Source organism: Paenibacillus sp. NRS-1760 (genome assembly GCF_050467785.1).
Lineage (GTDB): Bacteria > Bacillota > Bacilli > Paenibacillales > Paenibacillaceae > Pristimantibacillus.
In genome coordinates this window covers 673,858-693,112 of the sequence record NZ_JBITPK010000021.1, presented here as the reverse complement: position 1 = coordinate 693,112, position 19,255 = coordinate 673,858, and the positions used below count along the sequence as shown (strand labels likewise).

Below are 19,255 nucleotides of genomic sequence, written 5' to 3'. Positions count from 1 at the left end.
GCCTCTCCATATTAATCGCTTATTTAATAATCCATGATTTGCTCGGCTGTCAAAGGTTTGTTTGTTTTCGTTCTGCCGTCTTCTCTATAAAGTACGCCGCCATCTGTAGCTAAAGAATGGGTGAATCCAATGGACTGAATGTTCGCAGCGCCCAAATCCATGGTGAAATTTCCGCGTTCTATACTAAATATTGTATCTGTGCGGTATTCCTGTGATAGCATAAGCACGGGCACGATGGGAGTCGTAAGACGTTTGGTTCCTTCAATGGATGGAGCATAATCCGAATAATTTCCGGCTCCGTCTCGCTTGCTGTAGTCAATATAGAGAAGATCGCTAATCGCGAACCATGCAAACTTATTTGTTCCTTGCTGTGTCAGGGTGATATCTCCCTTTAACTGGACGTTTTCAAATCGTCCTCGCTGTCTGTGAATATGATAGGTGTCTCCTCCATAAGAAACCGTGACACTGTCATCCGCCTTAAACTCAGCTACATCTGCATGAATGGCGAATGCGCTGTTGACTGATGTAATATCCGCTAGGGTAATATTGTGGTTAAGTTTTGCATGCGGCTTCAAATAGACCGATGCAAAACCGTTATTGTTGCTGATATTTACTAGAGCGATATGGTGTAAAGCTCCAAGATTCGGTCCAGACATGCTTATATAATCAGAATCCTTTCCGCTGCCTGGCTCTAAACGGACAGTTACTCCATGATCTCCGTCAATGTTACGCATAAGAACGTTGTTTCCGCCAAACATTTGTACTGTGGCATATCCGCCGTGAATTTTGGTTGCTCCTACATTTTGTATCACGCCGTAGGTAGGGACAAGTCCGAAAATAGGATTGTAGGTTTGTTGGCTATTTACCAATATGGTTCCTGGGCTGCCGTCTTGATAGGGGGCTAAAACGATAAAAGGCTGTCCCTCGTAATTTCCTGAGATATTGATTCCGGAAACAGCGAAGTTTTTCACATTTGATATTCGAACAGGGCGTTTATCGCCGCCAACATTGCCATTAGTACGAATGGTAAAGCGGCCCGGTCCTATTGAGGCTATCTCGACATTCTCGATCCTTGGCGATGTAACAGTTGCCGGACGGATATCAAACAAGATGTTGCTGTTCATGTTGAAGACGGCATTGCGGTCGACTTCAACTCGAGTGTTGGATTGATGGATTTTTATGACGCCTAAATTGTACGTGCCGGCCGTGAATTGAATGACGCCTCCGGCGTCAAGTTTGGTTTGAATAGAGCTAAGCGAATCGCTTGGAGTTACGAGCACCTTCGTCGTTGTCGTTACTTTATTTTCAAAGTAGGTTTTTCCCGCATATACGGCCTTTCCTAATCCTTGGAAAGTTGCGGCATCAGCGGCTTTGGCGGATTGTGGGACCTGAAAGGCCATAATGGATAAAGAAGCAATAACGGTCAAGCATACATGTTTGAACCACATTTTTTTGTGCATCTTCAATTCCCTCCTGAAAAAATTTAAATACCGGCCGAAAGAAGAATTCGTATTGTGACATGTAAAGGCGGTTGTTTCAGCTCTCCTTTCCTTCTAATTGGAAGCGGTTACATCTAACCTTCTGATTGAACGGCTCAGTAGTAAATAATAACTTATGTTTTAAATATGGTCAATGATTTTAAATGCATATTTATTGAGGTGGCAGGGATATACGATAGCATAAGTTTTTTGTTCATGGAGCTTCATTCTCGATAGCACTCAGAAGGTTGGGTCTCGTCTATATACAATATAAATGTCTATATATAAAAATGCTCTTGACTCCTGTAAGTGCTTTCAATATTATTTAAATATAAATACAGAATTTAAGTATAATATCTGGAATTGTTTATAACGAAGTGCGACCATTGCATGACAACGAGGAGTGGATGAATCTGAAGTGGAATACAAGCATCAGAAGAGATCTGGTAGGTTATTCCTTTATATTGCCTGCCATTATAGGGTTCCTAATGTTTATGGCTTATCCCTTGTTCAATTCATTGTACTTAAGCTTTATGGATTGGAACATGTTCAAAGGAGCGGCAGGTTCAACGTTTATTGGACTAGACAACTATAAAGAGGTATTTCAGAATGAATATTTTCAATCAGGGCTACTGCATAATCTGCTGCTAATGGTTATGGGGGTCCCGCTCTTAATCGTGTCAGCTCTTGTTATAGCCAATCTGCTAAACGCCAAAATTTTCGGACGCGGACTGCTCAGGGCAATGTATTTTGTTCCGTATATAACGACGATTACAGCTTCAGCCTTAGTCTTCTCGGCACTCTTCCATCCAGAGTTTGGTCCTATCAATTCTTTCTTGCAATCGTTAGGAATTGAATCTACACCGGGTTGGGCGACAAGCGTGAAGTGGGCATTGCCTACAATCGCATTATTCTGGGTGTGGAAAAACGTTGGCTATTGCACCGTTATTTACCTAGCAAGCTTGCAAGGAATATCCAAAAGTTATTATGAAGCGGCTTCAATAGATGGGGCCAACAAGCTGCAACAGTTTTTTTATATTACAGTACCAATCAGCTCGCCTACGACTTTCTTTCTCATCATTACGTCGGTTATCTCTTCCTTTCAAGTATTCGCTGAAGTACAGGTGATGACGCAAGGCGGGCCAGGTACGGCGTCCATGACAATTGTCTACCATATTTATGATATGGCTTTCAAGCAATACCAAATGGGGTACGCTTCAGCCGTATCGTGGGTATTTTTTGTATTGGTCGTGCTCGTTACGGTCATTCAATGGATCGGTCAAAAGAAATGGGTCAAATATGTATAGGGGGCAGCTAGTTGATGAATAGGAGTACGATTGGCGGCAGAACGCTGCTTACCGGAATATTAGCTATGGTTGGTATGGTTATGGTGTTTCCGATTGCGTGGATGTTGTCGGCATCATTTAAATATGAGAGTGATGTATTCAAGATGCCGATTGAATGGATTCCGAAAAACTTCAATCCGAGCAATTATGCTACGGCTGTTAATGATTTCCCGTTTGTGAATTGGTATGCGAATACGGCATTGGTGACGATTTACATCGTTATTTTAGTTCTGACTGTAAGCACGATCTCTGGCTACGCCTTTGCGAAGCTAGAGTTTAAAGGAAGAGATGTCATTTTTCTAATCTTCATTGCCACGATGATGATTCCAGTAGAAGTGCGCATCATTCCCCAGTTTATGATTTTCAAGTCGATGGGATTAATCGACAATGTGCTTAGCGTTGCGCTTCCTTGGATGTTCAATGCGTTCTCGATTTTTCTCATGAGACAATTTTTCACTTCGATCCCGAATGATCTCATAGAGGCAGCAAGAATTGATGGATGCAATGAATATATGACATTCTGCCGTATTGTTCTGCCACTTGCCAAATCGCAAATTTCAGCCTTGTTTATTCTTGCATTCACCTGGGGCTGGAATGAGTACTTCAGTGCTTTGATTTACATTAACGATACATACAAGCAGGTACTAAGCGTAGGGATCGCCAGCTTCAAAGGTGAATATTCAGGCAACTTTGCCGTCCAAATGGCTGGAGCAACACTAGCTCTAATTCCGATTATTGTCGTGTATCTGTTTGCTCAGAAACGATTCATTGAAGGTGTCGCCATGTCCGGAGTCAAAGGGTAGGCAATCACAGGGCAAAATCATGCAGCTTTATGCTGCTTGATCAATAAATAATAAAGGGGAAGTCAAGATGAAAAGAACCGTTCTTTTACTCATTGCAGCGATTCTGACATTAACATTCGTAATGCTTAGTGCTTGCAGCGGCTCTTCGGAGAACAAAAAGCCGGCAGGATTGAATCCAGATGTTAAAATGATTATTCATCTTAACGGTATTGACGAGGATATTAAGATGAAAAAAGCGATGGAAGAAATTCAGACCATGGACAAGTACAGCCACGTTGACTTTGAATTTCACGGAAGAGAAGCTGACTTTCTGACAACAGTACCTATTTCAATCGCAGGCGGCAAACAAGTGGATATTATTATTGTTACTAATCCGATCATTCAACAGCAGTGGGCCGACGCAGGTACGATTGTACCTCTTGATGATCTCATTAGAGAGTCAGGCGTTGATTTCAATCAAGAGTTTGGTCCTTATGTGGAGAATGCGAGCAACAATGGCCAAGTCTTCATGGTTCCGCACAACATCACAAGATGGGCGCTTTACTATAATAAATCCATCTTCGATCAAGCAGGTGTGCCATATCCTGATGACGAAATTCCGATGACTTGGGATCAGTATCGCGAAGTAGCTAAGCAGTTGACAAGCGGAACTGGCGCTGACAGGATTTATGGCGCGTTCTATCTGCCATGGGGCACGTTCTGGTATGGAGACGCCATTATGGAATTAGGCGGCGGAGAACATTTCTACAACGACAAAGGTTTATCCAATATCGAAAACCAAGCATTCGCTCGTTCCATGGAACGCTTATTCAACATGATGCATGTAGATGAAAGCACGCCGACGCATGCGAATACGATAACATCAAAAACTGGCGCAACCTCTTTTATGAACGGCCAGTTTGGCATGGATATTCAAGGCGGCTGGGTATTGCCTTGGGCTGCTGATAAAGAAAATTTCCCTAGAGACTGGAAGATCGGTGTTGCGCCAATGCCGGTTGATAGCGGGACTAGGATGAAAACATGGGGGATCGTGAATGGCCTTGGCATATCGCCGACTTCGGCAGACCCCAAGCTTGCACTAGAAATTGGGCTTGATCTTAGCAGACTTTCTGCCAAATATGCCGATTCCTCTGAATCGGCTAACCGAACCGTGGCGCAGGATGAGTTGTTCCAAGTGTTCGGCGATTCTCTAGCGGGTGACAACATTAAGGTGGAACAGCTTGAATATGTTTTTACCAATCCGGATGCGATATTTGTTGGAGAGAAAATCATGGGTGCCCATAACGTCAATTATGAAAAGGTTATTACCGAGGAAGTTGAGAAGTATTTGGTTAAACAGAATGATCTTAACACAACCATCGCCAACATCAAGGCGCGAGGAGACAAGATCATCCAGGCGAAGTAACGCTCTGTTATATGAACATAATAAAAAGCTCCTCCTATCCAAGCATATAATGCCGGGATAGGGGGAGCTTTCCCTGTTTGCCGCTACGGCTTCCTGTAGCCTAGCTGCTCGGAGATGGCTTGGGATTGCTGCAGGGCGAGCTGAATATACCGGTCCATCGTCTTCTTGGACATGCGGAAGATGGGACCGGACACCCCAATGGCTCCTTCGAGCTGTCCGGCCGCATTCATAATCGGCACACCGATGCAGCGAAGTCCCTCACAAGACTCCTCCATGTCGAGAGCGTAGCCTTGTGTGCGGATTTGCTCGATCTCATCTCTAAGCTTCAACGGATCGGCAATAGAACCCGGTGTTGCAGGCTCGAGCTCATGATGGGCCAGATACAACTCCAACTGATCCGGACTGAAGGCCAGCATAGCCTTGCCCATGGCGGAGGTATGGGAGGGATACTCCAGACCGACAGTCGAGAGGAACTTGATCGGCTCCAGGCTCTCCAACTGGTCGACAACCAGCGTTCTGCCAAGCGAGCCGGGCCTTGTGAGCAAGGTTGTCTCTCTTGTGCCGTCTCTGAGGGCGCGCATGGAGGGCTCCGCTACCTCCTTCAGCGTAATCCGGTTGGCGATGGAGCTGCCAAGGTAATACAGCTTGCCGGTCAGCTGATAGGTGCTGTCACTCTCCCTTTTCTGAATATACTTCTTCTCCTCAAGCTCCTTCAAAATCCGAAAAACAGAGTTTGTTGTTATGGATAATGTATTGCTGATCTCCGTAACCGAAAAAGGCTTGTTCTCTCTGGCCATTAGCTCCAGAATATCTAACACCTTCTCGGCTGCGGGAGCTTTATACTTCTTGTTCGTCATGATCGCGGATTGCCTCCATTATTAACCGATTCATAACTCCATAGTATGTCACTTCATTTGAAGGTTCAAGGGAAAGTTACTGAAGCGGCTTGTTAGTCAAAGCGAACAAACAGCAAACACAGCATCCAATCGGAAAGGCGCTCACGCGTAATCCCTCTAAGAAATAAAGTATATAAGGAATGAAGGGTTTATGCATGTTCCTACATCAGGTCGTCGATTACTCTTATGACAAGGGTAAAACCTTCCAAGGAGGATGAGTCGATGACCAGAATTACACAGGATTTAAGTGGGCATTTATGGCAAATGGAGAAGATGAGGGTTGGAGAAGGTGAGAGGGAAGGCTTTCACAAGCTGCCGCCAGAGCTTCAAGGGGCAACTTATAGCTGGAATTATGCAACTGTTCCTGGGGATGTGTATACCGATTTGCAACGGGCTGGGGAAATAGAGGATCCCTATTATGGCCGGAATATGCACAAGGCGAAGTGGGCGCAGGAGTACGAATGGTGGTATATGACAAAATTTAATGTTTCAGAGACTATGATGGGAAAAAAATCGAGCTTAACTTCGAAGGTGTTGATTATAGCTGCAAGGTTAGACCGGGACTGCAGCAGACAGAAGTAAGCTTAACGATTCCCGATCCAGAGCTCTGGTGGCCGTGGGATATGGGAAAGCCGAACCTTTATGACGTTCAGATCAGGTTAATGACGGCTCATCAGGAGTTAGACCAGGTGAAAGGCAGAATCGGGATCCGAGAAGTGCGAATGGAAAGAAATCCCGGCTTCAACGAAGACGAAGTGGAATTTCCATGGACCTTTATAATTAATGGGAAAAGACATTTTCTCCGCTCCGCTTGTTGGGGAGGCCAGCCTTCCTTCCTATACGGTCGAAATGATGACGCCAAGTACGAGCATCTTTTGCGGCTGGCTAAAGAATGTCATATTAATAATTTAAGAATTTTCGGCTGGCATCCTCCGGAAATTCCAAAGTTTTATGAACTCTGTGACGAGCTTGGTATCTCTGTCTGGACCAATTTCCCGCTTGCCACACAGGTCTATCCAGACGATCCTCCATTTGTCGAAGCTACGTGCAGAGAATGCGTTGAAATTGTTAAGCAACGACGGAACCACCCGTCCAATATTTATTGGATGGGTGGGGAAGAGGTGTTTTTCACAGACGGTCACTTCAAGAGTAAAAACAAAGAGCTCATGCAAGCTGTCGGAGAAGCGATACAGGCGCATACTTCAGTGCCATATGGACTTGCGACACCGCTCAGTAACGATATTGCGGTACGAATGGGCTTCAAACGAAAAGAGTCGAAGCATGCGAACGGACATTATTATTCCGGAGGCAAGGTGTTTATGGAAGATTACTTCCCAAACATTGATGCTGCTATTATACCGGAGCTGACAGCAGCATCTTCGCCCTCTGTGGAAAGTCTTAAGAAGTTTATTCCGCCGGACGAGCTATGGCCAATGGGGCCTAGCTGGGGGTATCATTGGGCGGATATTGACTTCTTGAAGGGACTTAATTTGGAAGTATTCGGGGATATGAGAATGGACTCCTTGGAGGAGTTTGTGACTGCCACCCAGATCGCGCAAGGAACGGCTTTTCAATTTGCACTGGAATTGTTCCGAAGAAGGAAGCCGCGTGTAAGCGGCGTATCCTTATGCCATTTTATAACACAATGGCCTGATATGAAGTGGGGTATTGTGGATTATTACGGCAAGGAGAAAATTAGCTATGATTTTGTTAAACGGTCCTATGAGCCGTTGCTGGCCAGTCTTGCTTTTGCCAAGAGACGTTGGAAGCATGGGGAACAATTTGTGGCGGAGCTGTGGCTTGTCAACGATTATCAGCAGCCATTTAAAGATCTTGAATATGAATGGACGATATTGAATAGGAACGGACTGGCATGCCATGGGGGCATTATGAAAGTTGAAGCCGAATCTGACAGCTCTTGTATGGTAGGTGAGCTGGATTGGACTATTGATTTGCAAGCTGAAAAGCAATTCACAGTGCAGCTGCAGCTGCGAGAGGAGAGCGGCCAGCTTATTTCAATGAATGAATATGTTCTTCTGATTGGTGATCAGGCTGAAGCAAAAGCAGTTTGTGAGGCATATGCCCGTGAGAGCGCCCTGCGCAGAGAGAAATGGGGACGCAGCTATTATCGTTACGAGCTGGAGAGCTGGAAGCTGGAGTAGAACCGAAGAAAGCATTCAACTTGGCTGCAATGCCAGAATGAATGCTTTTTTTTTTTTGCGCTAAGCCTCCTTCCTCACTATTTGTTAAGAATAGATAGATAATATCGTTCTATGCTTTAGACAATTCTGTTCATTAAATGCTTTTACGGTTAATGGTAACCTTGTTTCAAGGCAGTACACCCATAAGTTGAAGGTTATATGAACATCACCGAAAGGAGCAGAAGAATGAATGATATTTCAGACAGGCAGTCCCGCAGCTTGATAAAGAAACCGAATGATAAACGCTGGAAGATTTTGTGGAACGATATATGGAGTATGCGTCTGTTGTATCTGATGATGCTGCCAGGGCTTGTCTATTATTTTGTATTTAAGTACGTCCCTATGTATGGGGTCATTATTGCGTTCAAGGACTATGATATTGTTGGCGGTCTTGGAGCCAGCTCTTGGGCAGATCCTTGGTATTCTCACTTTCGTTTCTTTTTTGAATCGCCTTATTTCGAGCAATTAATAACGAATACCTTCTTGATCAGTCTGTACAAGCTGGTGTGGGGCATGCTGCCGTCGATCCTTGTGGCAATCTTGCTTCATGAAGGTCGTATTCTATGGCTGAATCGAATGGTTCAGACACTTAGCTATATGCCTCATTTCTTGTCCTGGGTCATCATCTATGGAATCGCGATTGCTTTCTTATCCGAATCGAGCGGGTTGTTGAACAGATGGTTGACCGAAGGCGGCTTGGACACCATTCCTTTCATGACGTCTACCGAGCTATTCCGAGGTGTATTGGTTAGCACGGATATGTGGAAGGATTTAGGGTGGGGAGCGATTATTTATTTGGCTGCCATGAGTGCCATTGATCCTACTCTATATGAGGCTGCGAGAATGGATGGTGCGGGCAGATTAAGACGGATATGGCATATTACATTGCCGGGAATCCGGAATGTTATCGTGCTTCTGCTGATCCTCCGTATGGGACATATGCTAGACGCAGGCTTTGAACAGATTTATATCATGTACAATGTACAAGTGTATCCGGTCGCCGACATTATTGATACATGGGTTTATCGTGTTGGCTTGGAGCAATTGAATTTCAGCTTGGCTACCGCTGTTGGATTGTTCAAGTCGGCTATTGGCTTGGTGCTTGTTGTGATGGCGAATCAGTTAGCCAGAAGATGGGGGAACAGTTTATGGTGAGCAAGGGCACGGAAAGATGGTTTGATGTCTTCACCTATGCATTGTTGATCCTCATTGCAATCGTATCTGTATTCCCGCTGATGTATGTGTTATCGGTGTCGTTGACCCCGTATAGCGAGGTGTTAAAAAATGGCGGTTTCGTTGTGATTCCGAAATCCATCACATTAGAAGCGTACAAGTATCTATTCAGTATGGATAGCATTCATCGATCGTTTGGCGTTACTTTATTTGTAACCGTTATTGGTACCATTCTTAATCTTGTTATCACCGTGCTGCTTGCTTATCCATTGAGTAAAAAGAAGCTTCGCGGCCGCGGCTTGTTTATCTTCCTGATCGTATTTACGATGATGTTCAATGGGGGACTCATACCGACATATTTGGTTGTCAAGGACGCAGGTCTTCTTAATACCATTTGGGCGATGATCATCCCAAGTATTGTTGCTACATTTAATGTGCTAATTATTAAAACATTTTTTGAAGGACTGCCAGAGGAAATTTATGAGTCGGCTCGTATGGACGGTGCGGGCGAGGTGACGGTATTAACCCGCATTGCGCTTCCGATGTCAGTGCCTGCGTTAATGACAGTTGGATTGTTCTACATGGTCTCCAACTGGAATGTCTTGTTTCCAGCGGTATTCTATATAACGGATATGAAGCTCTATCCGCTCCAGTTAGTCGTTAGAGATATTATTATGGCTGCGGATGCGGCTGATCTCCAGGTAGAGGTCACTCTGCCGACCGATACGATCCGAATGGCAGCTGTCATCGTGGCGAGTGCTCCGATTATTGCCGTATACCCATTTCTACAGAAATATCTGATCAAGGGAATGGTGCTGGGAGCGCTTAAGGGTTAACCTTCTGGCGGTTCACAAGTCAGGAGTTCCATATTAGCAATGTCAACAAATTAAAGTAAAGGGCGGGTTCTAAATGACAAAAGGATGGAAAGCTTCACTAATCGTTCTGGCGATGATCGCAAGTACAAGTCTGGCCGGCTGCAGCGGCTCCAACAAGACAACTGGAGAGGACCAACAGTCAAGCAAGCCAATTCCAATTGAAGCCATGGAGGTCGGATACGGTACTCCAATGCCTGAAGGTGAAGGCGATTTCGTGAAAAATGGTTTAGACGAGGCATTGAACATCGATTTGACGCTTACGCTAACTGGCAGTGGAGATGAGCTTTCTGAGAAGCTCAATGTGCGTGCAGCAAGCAATGATCTTCCTGATATTATTCAATTTTCCAGTAAGGTTCAGTACCAAGAGTATGCGCGCAAAGGATTGCTTCTTGATCTGACTCCGCATATCAATAAGCTGGATAAGCTACAGGAAGGTATAGGCGACGCGACATTTGAACGTGCAAAGGTGGATGGCAAAGTCTACGGCTGGACCAAAAACCCGTCCAGCTCGGTTAATGTGATTTGGGTTCGCAAGGATTGGCTGGATGCTCTCCAGATGCCTGTGCCAACCACTTTAGACGAGGTTGTCGAAACAGCCAAGGCCTTCATTGAGAAGGATCCGGATGGCAATGGCAAGAAGGACACCATTGGGATAACGGGTGATGTAGGCTTCTTCAGTCTCATCCATGCTCTCCACGGGGTTTCGGGCGGTATATCCCAAGGATCACCTGCTGATTTTTACATGAAGGAAGATTCGATTGTAAGCGGCTTGAATGAGCCGGAGACACGTGAAGCCATCGCTTACATTCAACAGATGACCTCTGCAGGCGTGCTGGATCCCGAGCTTGCGAGCAATAAGCTGAATACAGCCTTGGATAAAGCCTTCCAGGGTAAGGCGGGAATTATATACACCGATTGGACTCGTATAATGAAAGATGAAGAGATGGCGAAGTGGAAGGATGCCAATCCAAATGCGGAGTGGACTTATGTCAAGGGCTTGACCGGACCTGGCGGCTTGGATACAGCAGGAGCCAAGGACGCCGCCTCGAATGCCGGTATATTCGGTATAAACAAAGCGATTGGCCAAGATCAAGCGAAGCTTGACAAAGTGTTTGAGCTGCTTAATTACATTGCAGTTGGCGAAGGCTCTCTGCTTGTTCAATTCGGTGAAGAGAATATTCACTTCAAACAAGAGAACGGCAAGGTTGTACTTACGGACAAGGCTGGCGAAGCAGCTTTCTCGTGGGTGTATCAGCTTGCGGGAAGACCGGAGCGCGAATACTTAAGCACGAAATTCCCTAAGCAAGTTGAACATATAGAGAATGCTTTTGAGGTGCCGGTCCTAATCACTTATAATGATTATATTGAGCTTCCGCAAGGCTTTAACTCGGCAGATGCAATCCGCTATCGCAATGAAGAGCTGTTAAAGTTCTACTATGGCAAGGAGGATCTCGGTCAATTCGACACGTTCTTGAACAAGCTGGATACCACATTTAACTTGAAGCTATATAAAGATGAAGCGATGAAGCAATTTAAGGAATTAGCCATTACGATGGAATAGGACACAACGAGAGGCGGTGAAGCCAGATGAAACGATATTTCCGTATTGTGGGCAGAGTATGGCCGCAAAAGTTGAAGTATCGTTTGTTCACCGCCTTTTTGCTGTTCATATTCATCCCCTTCTTCTTGCTTCAATTGTATAATTATCAACAAATTGAACGGTCGATCAGCAATGAATTTGCCAGCAAGGCCTACGAGCAGCTGGAGCTTCTCCAGCAATCTATGACCGATGTTCTAGCCAAAATGTTTCGCAACTATATTACGCTGGAGCAGCTGCCCGTGGCGAAGCAATGGCTTCAAGGAGGCAGCGAGCTGTCGGAGCAGGAGAGAGAGGCGATCTTCCGAGAGCTGATTAAATCCTTGCCCAATACATTTCCGGAGCATGTTGTATACAAAGTAGCCGATCTACATGGAAATCTGTATGCCAGTGCTCCCCAATCGATGGATGAAAGCTACAATGAATTTGCTTCCAATTCCCGCTTTGAGCAGCTCCGATCAACAGGAGCCTTCTATGTGTGGGATGCTGATACACAGTTCTCGCTCTATAGCCTGCTTGTTGATGAACAAGCAGGCACTATTGGCTACTTGCTCATTCAATTTAATTACTCTCAATGGTTGGGGACTATGTCAAGAAGCATGCTGCTTCAACAGGTTTATTATTTGATTGACGATCAGGGTGAAGTGAAAGCTGCGACGGATGCCAGATACCCGATAGAGGCTGCTTTATTGGGTGAGTTGATCGTGAAAGAGGAAGCAGAGCCGATTATAACGACACAGGATTATACGTCGATTGTCCGTTGGACGTCCATTCATGAGTTCGAATGGCGAATGATTAGTCGGTTGCCGCTCAATCACTACATCAGCAACTTCAATGATATTCGTCGTCAATTCATTTCTACCTTTCTCCTGCTGGGCGTCGTCTTTGTTCTCATAACCTTCGTCATGACAACGACGATGACAAGGCAGCTGCTGCTGCTTAAGAAACGAATGTCAGAGATTGCTGCCAAGGAATTGAAGACGAGTATGCCGGAAGGGAATTATCGCGGCGAGGTGCATGATCTGGCGGTCGCCTTCAATCAGATGCTGCGCGACATGAAGGAGCTTCTTCAACGATTAAAGCTGGAAGAGCGTGAACGCGAGTCTGTCAGATACCAGATGCTGATGGCGCAGATGAATCCGCATTTTCTGTTAAATACATTGAACACCATTAAGTGGAGTGCTTTGGACAAGGATGACGAAGAGACGGCAGAAATTTGTATGGCTTTAGGACATCTGCTTGAGGCGACCTTAAATTCTGATTTGGAGCTGGTCTTTCTTAAGGATGAGCTCGACTTGCTGCGAAGCTACATTTACATTCAGAATGTAAGATATGAAGGTCAGATCACCTATCAGGAGCATGTGGAAGAGGGATTGGATTATGCCCTTGTTCCTAAGCTCAGCATGCAGCCTTTGGCGGAAAATGCGATCAAGCATGGCTTTGCTTATTCTCCCCATGATGCTCGAATGAACCTGCATGTGCGTCGAAGTGGCAAGAGCCTGGAGATGGTTTTTGAGGATAATGGCAAAGGAGTTGAGCAGGCTGACAGCCCGCAGCAACCCGGCAAACGTTCTGGAATTGGCCTGGCTAATCTAAGAGAAAGGCTAAGGCTGCTGTTTCGAGAAGAAGGCGAGCTGCAGCTTCTCCGTTCATCAGGAGGGACGACCGTCCGCGCTTCTTTTCCTTTATTGATCTCCAATCCCTATCGCAAAAAGGAGTCGACATATGTGGAAAGTGATCATAGCTGAAGATGAGCCGTTCGTCCGACGAATGTTGATTAAGAAGGTAAAGTGGGAAGCACTGGGGTTTCGAATAATTGGCGAGGCAGCTAATGGGAGAGAAGCACTTGAGCTTATGAGGGTGGAGCGTCCCGACCTTGTCATATCTGATATTATGATGCCGATTATGGACGGCCTGGAATTATTAAAGCAATCACGTGAAGATGGCATGGCGAGCCGCTTCGTGATGCTAACCTGTATGAATGAGTTCGAATATGCGAGGCAAGCACTGGAGCTTGGAGCAATCGGGTATATCTTGAAGGCTTCCATGAGCATACCTAGCCTTACCGAGTCGTTAATTAAGATAAGCAAGGATCTGCAGGAGGAAAAAACAAAGCAACAGGAATGGAATGCATTGAAATTCCAGGCTTATTATGAGCAGCTGTGGACATATGCAACGTTAAGCAAAGAAGCAGCACCGCCTATTCACCCTTTCCTGTTCGAAAAAGAGTACACAAAGGTCAGGATCAAGCTGGTTCTTCATGGCGAAGCACAGCTGCCGGAATATGAATGCTTGGATAAGCGGCATGAGTCCGTCATTCATTATTATGGTAAGGAAGGCTTGATGATCATCTTCGAATGGTTGTCCGAGGGTCGAACTCTACCTGCAGGCCATGACGATGCCGGCTTCGGAAACGCTGGACACTTGGTGCACCGATCTGAATGGGTCCTTGCAGCGGAATTGCCCAATCTTATGATGGAGCAATTAAATGTACTGACAAATGAGTGGTACGGGAATGCTCCATTGCTGCTATCAAAACCATATGATCGAACGTATAGCCTTGCTTGGAGTATGGAAAAAAATATACTTGCTGCGATGGAGCAAGTAAAGCGCGAAGAGCTGTATCGTCTTATTCACTTAATCTGGGAGGAGCTTCAGAGCCGCAAGGTGCTCTTCAGCATCGTGCGCGAGGCGGCAGGCAGGCTTGATGAAAGCTTGGGCCGAATATCAGGAGTGAAGCATGTGTGGCACGGGAGATTGAAGGCGCTAACGCATGAAGCCCTTCGTGAGGAATGGGGCAATAGGATGGAGACTCACTTGGAAAAGCTGTTCCTGAGCAAAGGGGAATGGAGCGAGCATCCTGAGATTAATAAAGTGATGAGACATGTTCAAGAGCATTATGCCGGCAATCTCACGTTGAAATCGGTTGCCAAGCTAGTATCTATTGAAGAGCATTATCTTAGTCGATTATTCACACAGAAGACGGGCAGCAACCTGATTTCTTATATTCAGAGAGTCCGGCTGGAGAAAGCGAAGAGGCTGCTTGAAGAGACGCAATTGCCGATTGGCGAGATCGGTGCAAGTGTGGGTTTACAGAATGACAATTACTTCGTCAAGCTGTTTAAGAAATGGTATGGAGAAACGCCGGGTTCATACCGAAGAAGGCAGCAAGAAGCAAAGACTTACAAGCGATGAGCTCTTCGGTACTCCGAGGGGCTCATCGCCATATGCAGGGAGAACACCCGGCTGAAATAGAAGCCATTCTCATATCCGCACTCCTGCGCAATTTGATCCACGGTAAGCGTGCTCTCCATCAAGAGGCGTTTCCCTTGGTCAAGGCGAAGCTGCCGCACGAACTCGGAGGGAGAGCAGTCGAATGCAGCCTTGAAGCGGCGAGTGAATTGGACAGGACTTAATTCCATTTCGTCGGCAAGCACTCTCATGGACAGGCTTTGTTGGAAGGCCTGTGCTTGAAGCTTGCGGCGGGCGCTCAGCATGAGTGAATCCCCGTGAACTCGATGACCTGATTCGGGCAGAAGCTGCTGCAGAACATAACCGTCCCATAATTCTTGAATGAAACGATTGCGCCACAACATGGCCTGCTCGGGAGGAAGAGCGTAAAGCTGCTGCAAGTAACGATAAGCGGAAGCGAGACGTTCTTGATCCGCGAATATCAGCTTGCCGAGAGGAAGGCTGGATGGAGGCGATGACCATTCAAAGCCCCAATAAAAAAAGCTGAGCGGATGCACAACTTCACGCCGAAACGGCGTCCTCGGCGGGCAAATGATCCAATCGCCGTTAACGGCTTCACCTTCTTCGCCCATGCCTAATTTGTAGCGGAAGCGGCCCTGCTGAACGGCGAAAACAACCCAGTGGGTGTAGATGTCTTCTTCGAACTGAAAGGCTTGTTTCTTATGCCAATAATAATAGTGGAGGAGCTTGATCTTGCCGGTCTGAGGTTCATGCATTACTTCTGTCCTCCCATGAAATAAAGTATATACATATTGTTATTTTACTGCATGTTTTAAGGAATGTGAATACGTTATGATGAATGAAAAGTATATAAGAGGTGAGAGCAGTGAGGTTGGAAACGATAAAAACAGATATTGCGGTTATCGGCGGCGGATTAGCCGGCGTATGTGCCGCCGTAGCAGCTGCAAGACTTGGCCATGCGGTTGCTCTGGTTAACAATCGCCCGGTGCTTGGCGGGAATTCCAGCAGTGAGGTTAGAGTGTGGGTATGCGGTGCGACTGGTCACGGAACTCATCGCTTCGCCAGGGAGACCGGCATCATGGGGGAAATGTTTGTCGAGAATCAATATATGAATCCGGAGGGCAACCCTTATTATTGGGACCTGGTTGTTCATGAAACGGTGAAGAAGGAAAAAAATATTCAGTTGTTTCTGAACACGGATGTTCATGAGGTAGAGGCAGAAGGAGATGCTGATGACCGTGTTATTCGTTCTGTTACCGGCTGGATGATGGGCTCAGAGCGGCGAATCCGGTTTGAGAGCAAGACCTATGTGGATTGTACGGGCGACGGTCTGGTCGGTTTTCTGGCCGGGGCCAAATATCGGCTGGGACGAGAAGCAAGAGCCGAATTCAATGAAGATTGGGCGCCGGAGGTTCCAGATGACATCACGCTCGGAAGCACGCTGCTCTTCTACACGAAGGATGCGGGCAAGCCTGTCAAATACGTGAAGCCGAGCTTCGCGATCGACATCACGGAGACCTCCATCCCACTTCGCCGAGTTATTCGCAGCGGAGATAACGGATGCGCCTATTGGTGGATTGAGTGGGGCGGCGAGATGGATACCGTACATGACAATGAGCGTATTCGCGATGAGCTATGGGCTGTTATCTATGGCATATGGGACTATATCAAAAACTCGGGCAGCTTCGATTCCGAGCAGATGACGCTGGAGTGGGTCGGCACGGTTCCGGGCAAACGGGAATATCGGCGATTTGTCGGCGATTATATTCTGAATCAGAATGACATTATTGCGCAAGAGCCGTTCGAGGATCGGGTGGCCTATGGCGGCTGGTCGATCGACCTGCATCCGCCGCAAGGGGTTTACTCGCAAGAGAGCGGCTCCAAGCATCTGCATGCGGACGGCAATTATCATATTCCGTTCCGTTCTCTCTATTCCATCAATGTAAGGAACATGCTGATGGCGGGCCGGGACATTAGCGCGACGCATGTTGCGTTCGGAACAACAAGAGTGATGGCCACCTGCGCGGTAATCGGCGAAGCCGCTGGCACTGGGGCGGCGCTCACCGTCTTGCACGGGATATCTCCGAGAGAGGTGTATCAGAATCATCTGGAGGAGCTGCAGCAAACGTTGCTTCGTCAAGACGCCTCCGTGCTCGGCATTCGCAATGAAGATAAGAGCGATCTTGCGAGAGGCGCCCGAGTGTCGGCTTCCAGTTCAACTCAGTTCCTGAGCATTGAGCATCCCATGAAGACGGAAGCAGCGGATGAGGATCTGGGGATTCTGTTCCCTGTCGAACCTTCTCTGGATGGGATAGAGCTGTTGCTCGATATCGAGAGCCCTGCGTCGGTTACGGTAGAGCTGTATGCAACCGGCGAGCCGCAAAACTATGTGCCACATGAGCTTGTCAGCTCTTGTACGGTAGAGACTGCCCCAGGGAAAGACCAATGGGTCCGCTTTGATCTGGAATGGCATCCTGATCATGTGCAAAATGCATTTCTTGTCATAAAGGCAGCTGACGGCGTATTCTTGCATCGATCCAGTCTGCCGTTCACCGGCGTGCTTGGATTCCGTAAGGGCAATCAGCCGATTGTTGATCCAAGACTTGAGGATCAGCCGGATCAGCCCGTGCTGCAATGGCGGACTGAGAAGCTGGATCGCCATCCATTCTGCTTCCGCATCAACACGCCAACCACAGCATACTCGGAAATGAAGGTGCTGAATGGGCTGGTGAGGCCTTACGGCGGACCCAATCTCTGGCGGTCTGAGCCGCTTGAGGGAGAGGAAGCATGGATGGAGCTGTGCTGGGAGAGAGACGTGAGTGTGGGCGAAGTTCACCTGACCTGGAATGATGATGTTAACGAGGATTTAATCAACCTGCATCATCATCGCACACTGTTCGACGTGATCCCGGAGTTGGTGAAGGACTACCGTATTGAGCTGATGGGGGCTGACGGAGCTTGGGTGATTGTGCATAGGGAAAGGGATAATCGCAAGCGCAAGAGAGTGCATCGTTTGGAGACCGGTAATGACACGAAACGTATGCGAATTGTCATGGAGTCGACGAATGGCTCGCCTTGTGCGGAATTAATCGAAATTCGCGTGTATGAATAAGGATTAAGTATACAGACAAGGAGTGTTATCGATGAGACAAGAAAGCTTGGCTATGCGCAGAGCAAGAGAACGCGAGTACGGGAAGGATAGTACATGGTACTGCCAGTTCAAGTACACCCCCGTAACAGGTCTGGGATATGAGGAAGGCATTCACCGCCGGGATCCCAGCAGTGTAATCAAGGTTGGTGACATCTATTATGTGTGGTATACCAAATCCTCGGGTCCAAGCGTCGGCTACGATACCGGCGACTTGGATGCAAAGGTGTGGCCATGGGATTGGTCCGAGGTCTGGTATGCGACCTCCAAGGATGGGGTGAACTGGAATGAACGCGGCCTCGCTGTTGGCCGTGGGGAGCGGGGCGCCTATGATGATCGGAGCGTATTCACACCGGAGGTGCTGGCCCATAACGGCAAGTACTACCTTGTTTATCAGGTTGTGCAGCATCCCTACTTGAGACGCTCCAAGGAATATATCGGAATGGCTCAGTCGAGCTCTCCTGACGGTCCATGGGTGAAGGCTAGTGAGCCGATTCTATCGCCTGCGAACAATGGGGAGTGGTATGGAGAGACAGACAACCGCCACCTTGTCAAACATAGGGGCGACTTCGATAGCCATAAGACCAATGATCCATGCCTCTTCTTCTATAACAATCAATTCTGGCTCTATTATAAAGGTTATCCTATGGGTGAGCAGCTAACCTGCGCGGGCAGAGAGACCAAATGGGGAGTCGCTGTGGCGGATCAGCCGGAGGGGCCTTATACCAAATCGATCTATAATCCCGTGACGAACAGCGGTCACGAAACGTTGTTATGGCCTTACAGGGGAGGCATGGCGGCGTTGTTGACGACGGATGGACCGGAACGCAATACGATTCAATATGCCCAGGATGGGCTGCAATTCGACATTCAAGCTTTTATCGAGCATCCGCCGGAAGCGGCAGGCCCATTCCGCACGGATAACCCGGATATTCATCCGCTGGAAGGCTTGCGCTGGGGACTCAGTCACGAGATCAACAGCAAATGGCATTATATCCAGAGGTTCGAGGTGGATGAAACGACAAAGCATCTGTGCAATAACAATATGAATCATTAGAATTATAAAGTCGAAGACAAACTTAGAAAGAACGATAGGTACTAGATTCGAATCAGAAGAAGC

At 47.1% G+C, this 19,255-nt stretch carries 15 protein-coding genes; 12 read left to right on the top strand and 3 right to left on the bottom strand.

Annotated features, from left to right (window positions below; genetic code table 11):
- Positions 1–23 precede the first annotated feature (23 nt).
- Positions 24–1,460 carry a hypothetical protein gene (locus ACIFSR_RS30945; protein WP_430062635.1) on the bottom strand — a complete coding sequence of 479 codons (1,437 nt, stop codon included), beginning with the start codon at positions 1,458–1,460 and terminating at the stop codon, positions 24–26.
- Between the two features lie 425 nt (positions 1,461–1,885).
- Between ACIFSR_RS30945 and ACIFSR_RS30940 the strand changes: the two genes are divergently transcribed.
- From ACIFSR_RS30940 to ACIFSR_RS30930, 3 genes are all read left to right on the top strand, one after another.
- Positions 1,886–2,785, top strand: a complete 900-nt coding sequence (locus tag ACIFSR_RS30940) for a carbohydrate ABC transporter permease (protein WP_430062632.1) — start codon at positions 1,886–1,888, stop codon at positions 2,783–2,785.
- Between the two features lie 14 nt (positions 2,786–2,799).
- Entirely contained in the window at positions 2,800–3,627 is an 828-nt protein-coding gene (locus ACIFSR_RS30935) for a carbohydrate ABC transporter permease (RefSeq protein ID WP_430063193.1), read from the top strand.
- Positions 3,628–3,694: 67 nt separating this feature from the next.
- Positions 3,695–5,032 (top strand): ABC transporter substrate-binding protein, encoded by a 1,338-nt coding sequence (locus ACIFSR_RS30930; protein WP_430062629.1) that lies wholly within the window; start codon positions 3,695–3,697, stop codon positions 5,030–5,032.
- An 83-nt stretch (positions 5,033–5,115) separates the two neighbouring features.
- Here ACIFSR_RS30930 and ACIFSR_RS30925 read toward each other — a convergent pair whose 3' ends face one another.
- Positions 5,116–5,889, bottom strand: a complete 774-nt coding sequence (locus tag ACIFSR_RS30925; protein WP_430062626.1) for an IclR family transcriptional regulator — start codon at positions 5,887–5,889, stop codon at positions 5,116–5,118.
- Positions 5,890–6,150: 261 nt separating this feature from the next.
- Between ACIFSR_RS30925 and ACIFSR_RS30920 the strand changes: the two genes are divergently transcribed.
- The 7 genes from ACIFSR_RS30920 to ACIFSR_RS30890 all read left to right on the top strand — a co-directional run bounded on the left by ACIFSR_RS30920 (position 6,151) and on the right by ACIFSR_RS30890 (position 14,969).
- Positions 6,151–6,510 carry a glycosyl hydrolase 2 galactose-binding domain-containing protein gene (locus ACIFSR_RS30920; RefSeq protein ID WP_430062623.1) on the top strand — a complete coding sequence of 120 codons (360 nt, stop codon included), beginning with the start codon at positions 6,151–6,153 and terminating at the stop codon, positions 6,508–6,510.
- A 41-nt stretch (positions 6,511–6,551) separates the two neighbouring features.
- Complete coding sequence (locus tag ACIFSR_RS30915) at positions 6,552–8,090, top strand: glycoside hydrolase family 2 TIM barrel-domain containing protein (protein WP_430062620.1); 1,539 nt, start codon at positions 6,552–6,554, stop codon at positions 8,088–8,090.
- A 315-nt stretch (positions 8,091–8,405) separates the two neighbouring features.
- Positions 8,406–9,284, top strand: a complete 879-nt coding sequence (locus ACIFSR_RS30910) for an ABC transporter permease (protein WP_430063191.1) — start codon at positions 8,406–8,408, stop codon at positions 9,282–9,284.
- A complete protein-coding gene (locus ACIFSR_RS30905; RefSeq protein ID WP_430062617.1) occupies positions 9,278–10,138 on the top strand; it encodes a carbohydrate ABC transporter permease in 861 nt (286 codons plus the stop codon). Before ACIFSR_RS30910 ends, ACIFSR_RS30905 begins: the two co-directional genes overlap by 7 nt.
- 73 nt (positions 10,139–10,211) lie before the next feature.
- A complete protein-coding gene (locus ACIFSR_RS30900; protein ID WP_430062614.1) occupies positions 10,212–11,738 on the top strand; it encodes an extracellular solute-binding protein in 1,527 nt (508 codons plus the stop codon).
- Between the two features lie 26 nt (positions 11,739–11,764).
- Entirely contained in the window at positions 11,765–13,522 is a 1,758-nt protein-coding gene (locus tag ACIFSR_RS30895) for a sensor histidine kinase (protein ID WP_430062611.1), read from the top strand.
- Entirely contained in the window at positions 13,500–14,969 is a 1,470-nt protein-coding gene (locus tag ACIFSR_RS30890; RefSeq protein ID WP_430062609.1) for a helix-turn-helix domain-containing protein, read from the top strand. Before ACIFSR_RS30895 ends, ACIFSR_RS30890 begins: the two co-directional genes overlap by 23 nt.
- Here ACIFSR_RS30890 and ACIFSR_RS30885 read toward each other — a convergent pair.
- Positions 14,957–15,742, bottom strand: coding sequence for a helix-turn-helix domain-containing protein (locus ACIFSR_RS30885; protein ID WP_430062606.1), 786 nt, complete (start codon positions 15,740–15,742; stop codon positions 14,957–14,959). The two genes, ACIFSR_RS30890 and ACIFSR_RS30885, sit on opposite strands and share 13 nt — an antisense overlap.
- A gap of 110 nt (positions 15,743–15,852) precedes the next feature.
- Between ACIFSR_RS30885 and ACIFSR_RS30880 the strand changes: the two genes are divergently transcribed.
- Positions 15,853–18,099 carry an FAD-dependent oxidoreductase gene (locus ACIFSR_RS30880; protein WP_430062604.1) on the top strand — a complete coding sequence of 749 codons (2,247 nt, stop codon included), beginning with the start codon at positions 15,853–15,855 and terminating at the stop codon, positions 18,097–18,099.
- Between the two features lie 31 nt (positions 18,100–18,130).
- Positions 18,131–19,192 (top strand): glycoside hydrolase family 117 protein, encoded by a 1,062-nt coding sequence (locus ACIFSR_RS30875; protein ID WP_430062601.1) that lies wholly within the window; start codon positions 18,131–18,133, stop codon positions 19,190–19,192.
- Positions 19,193–19,255: the final 63 nt, after the last annotated feature.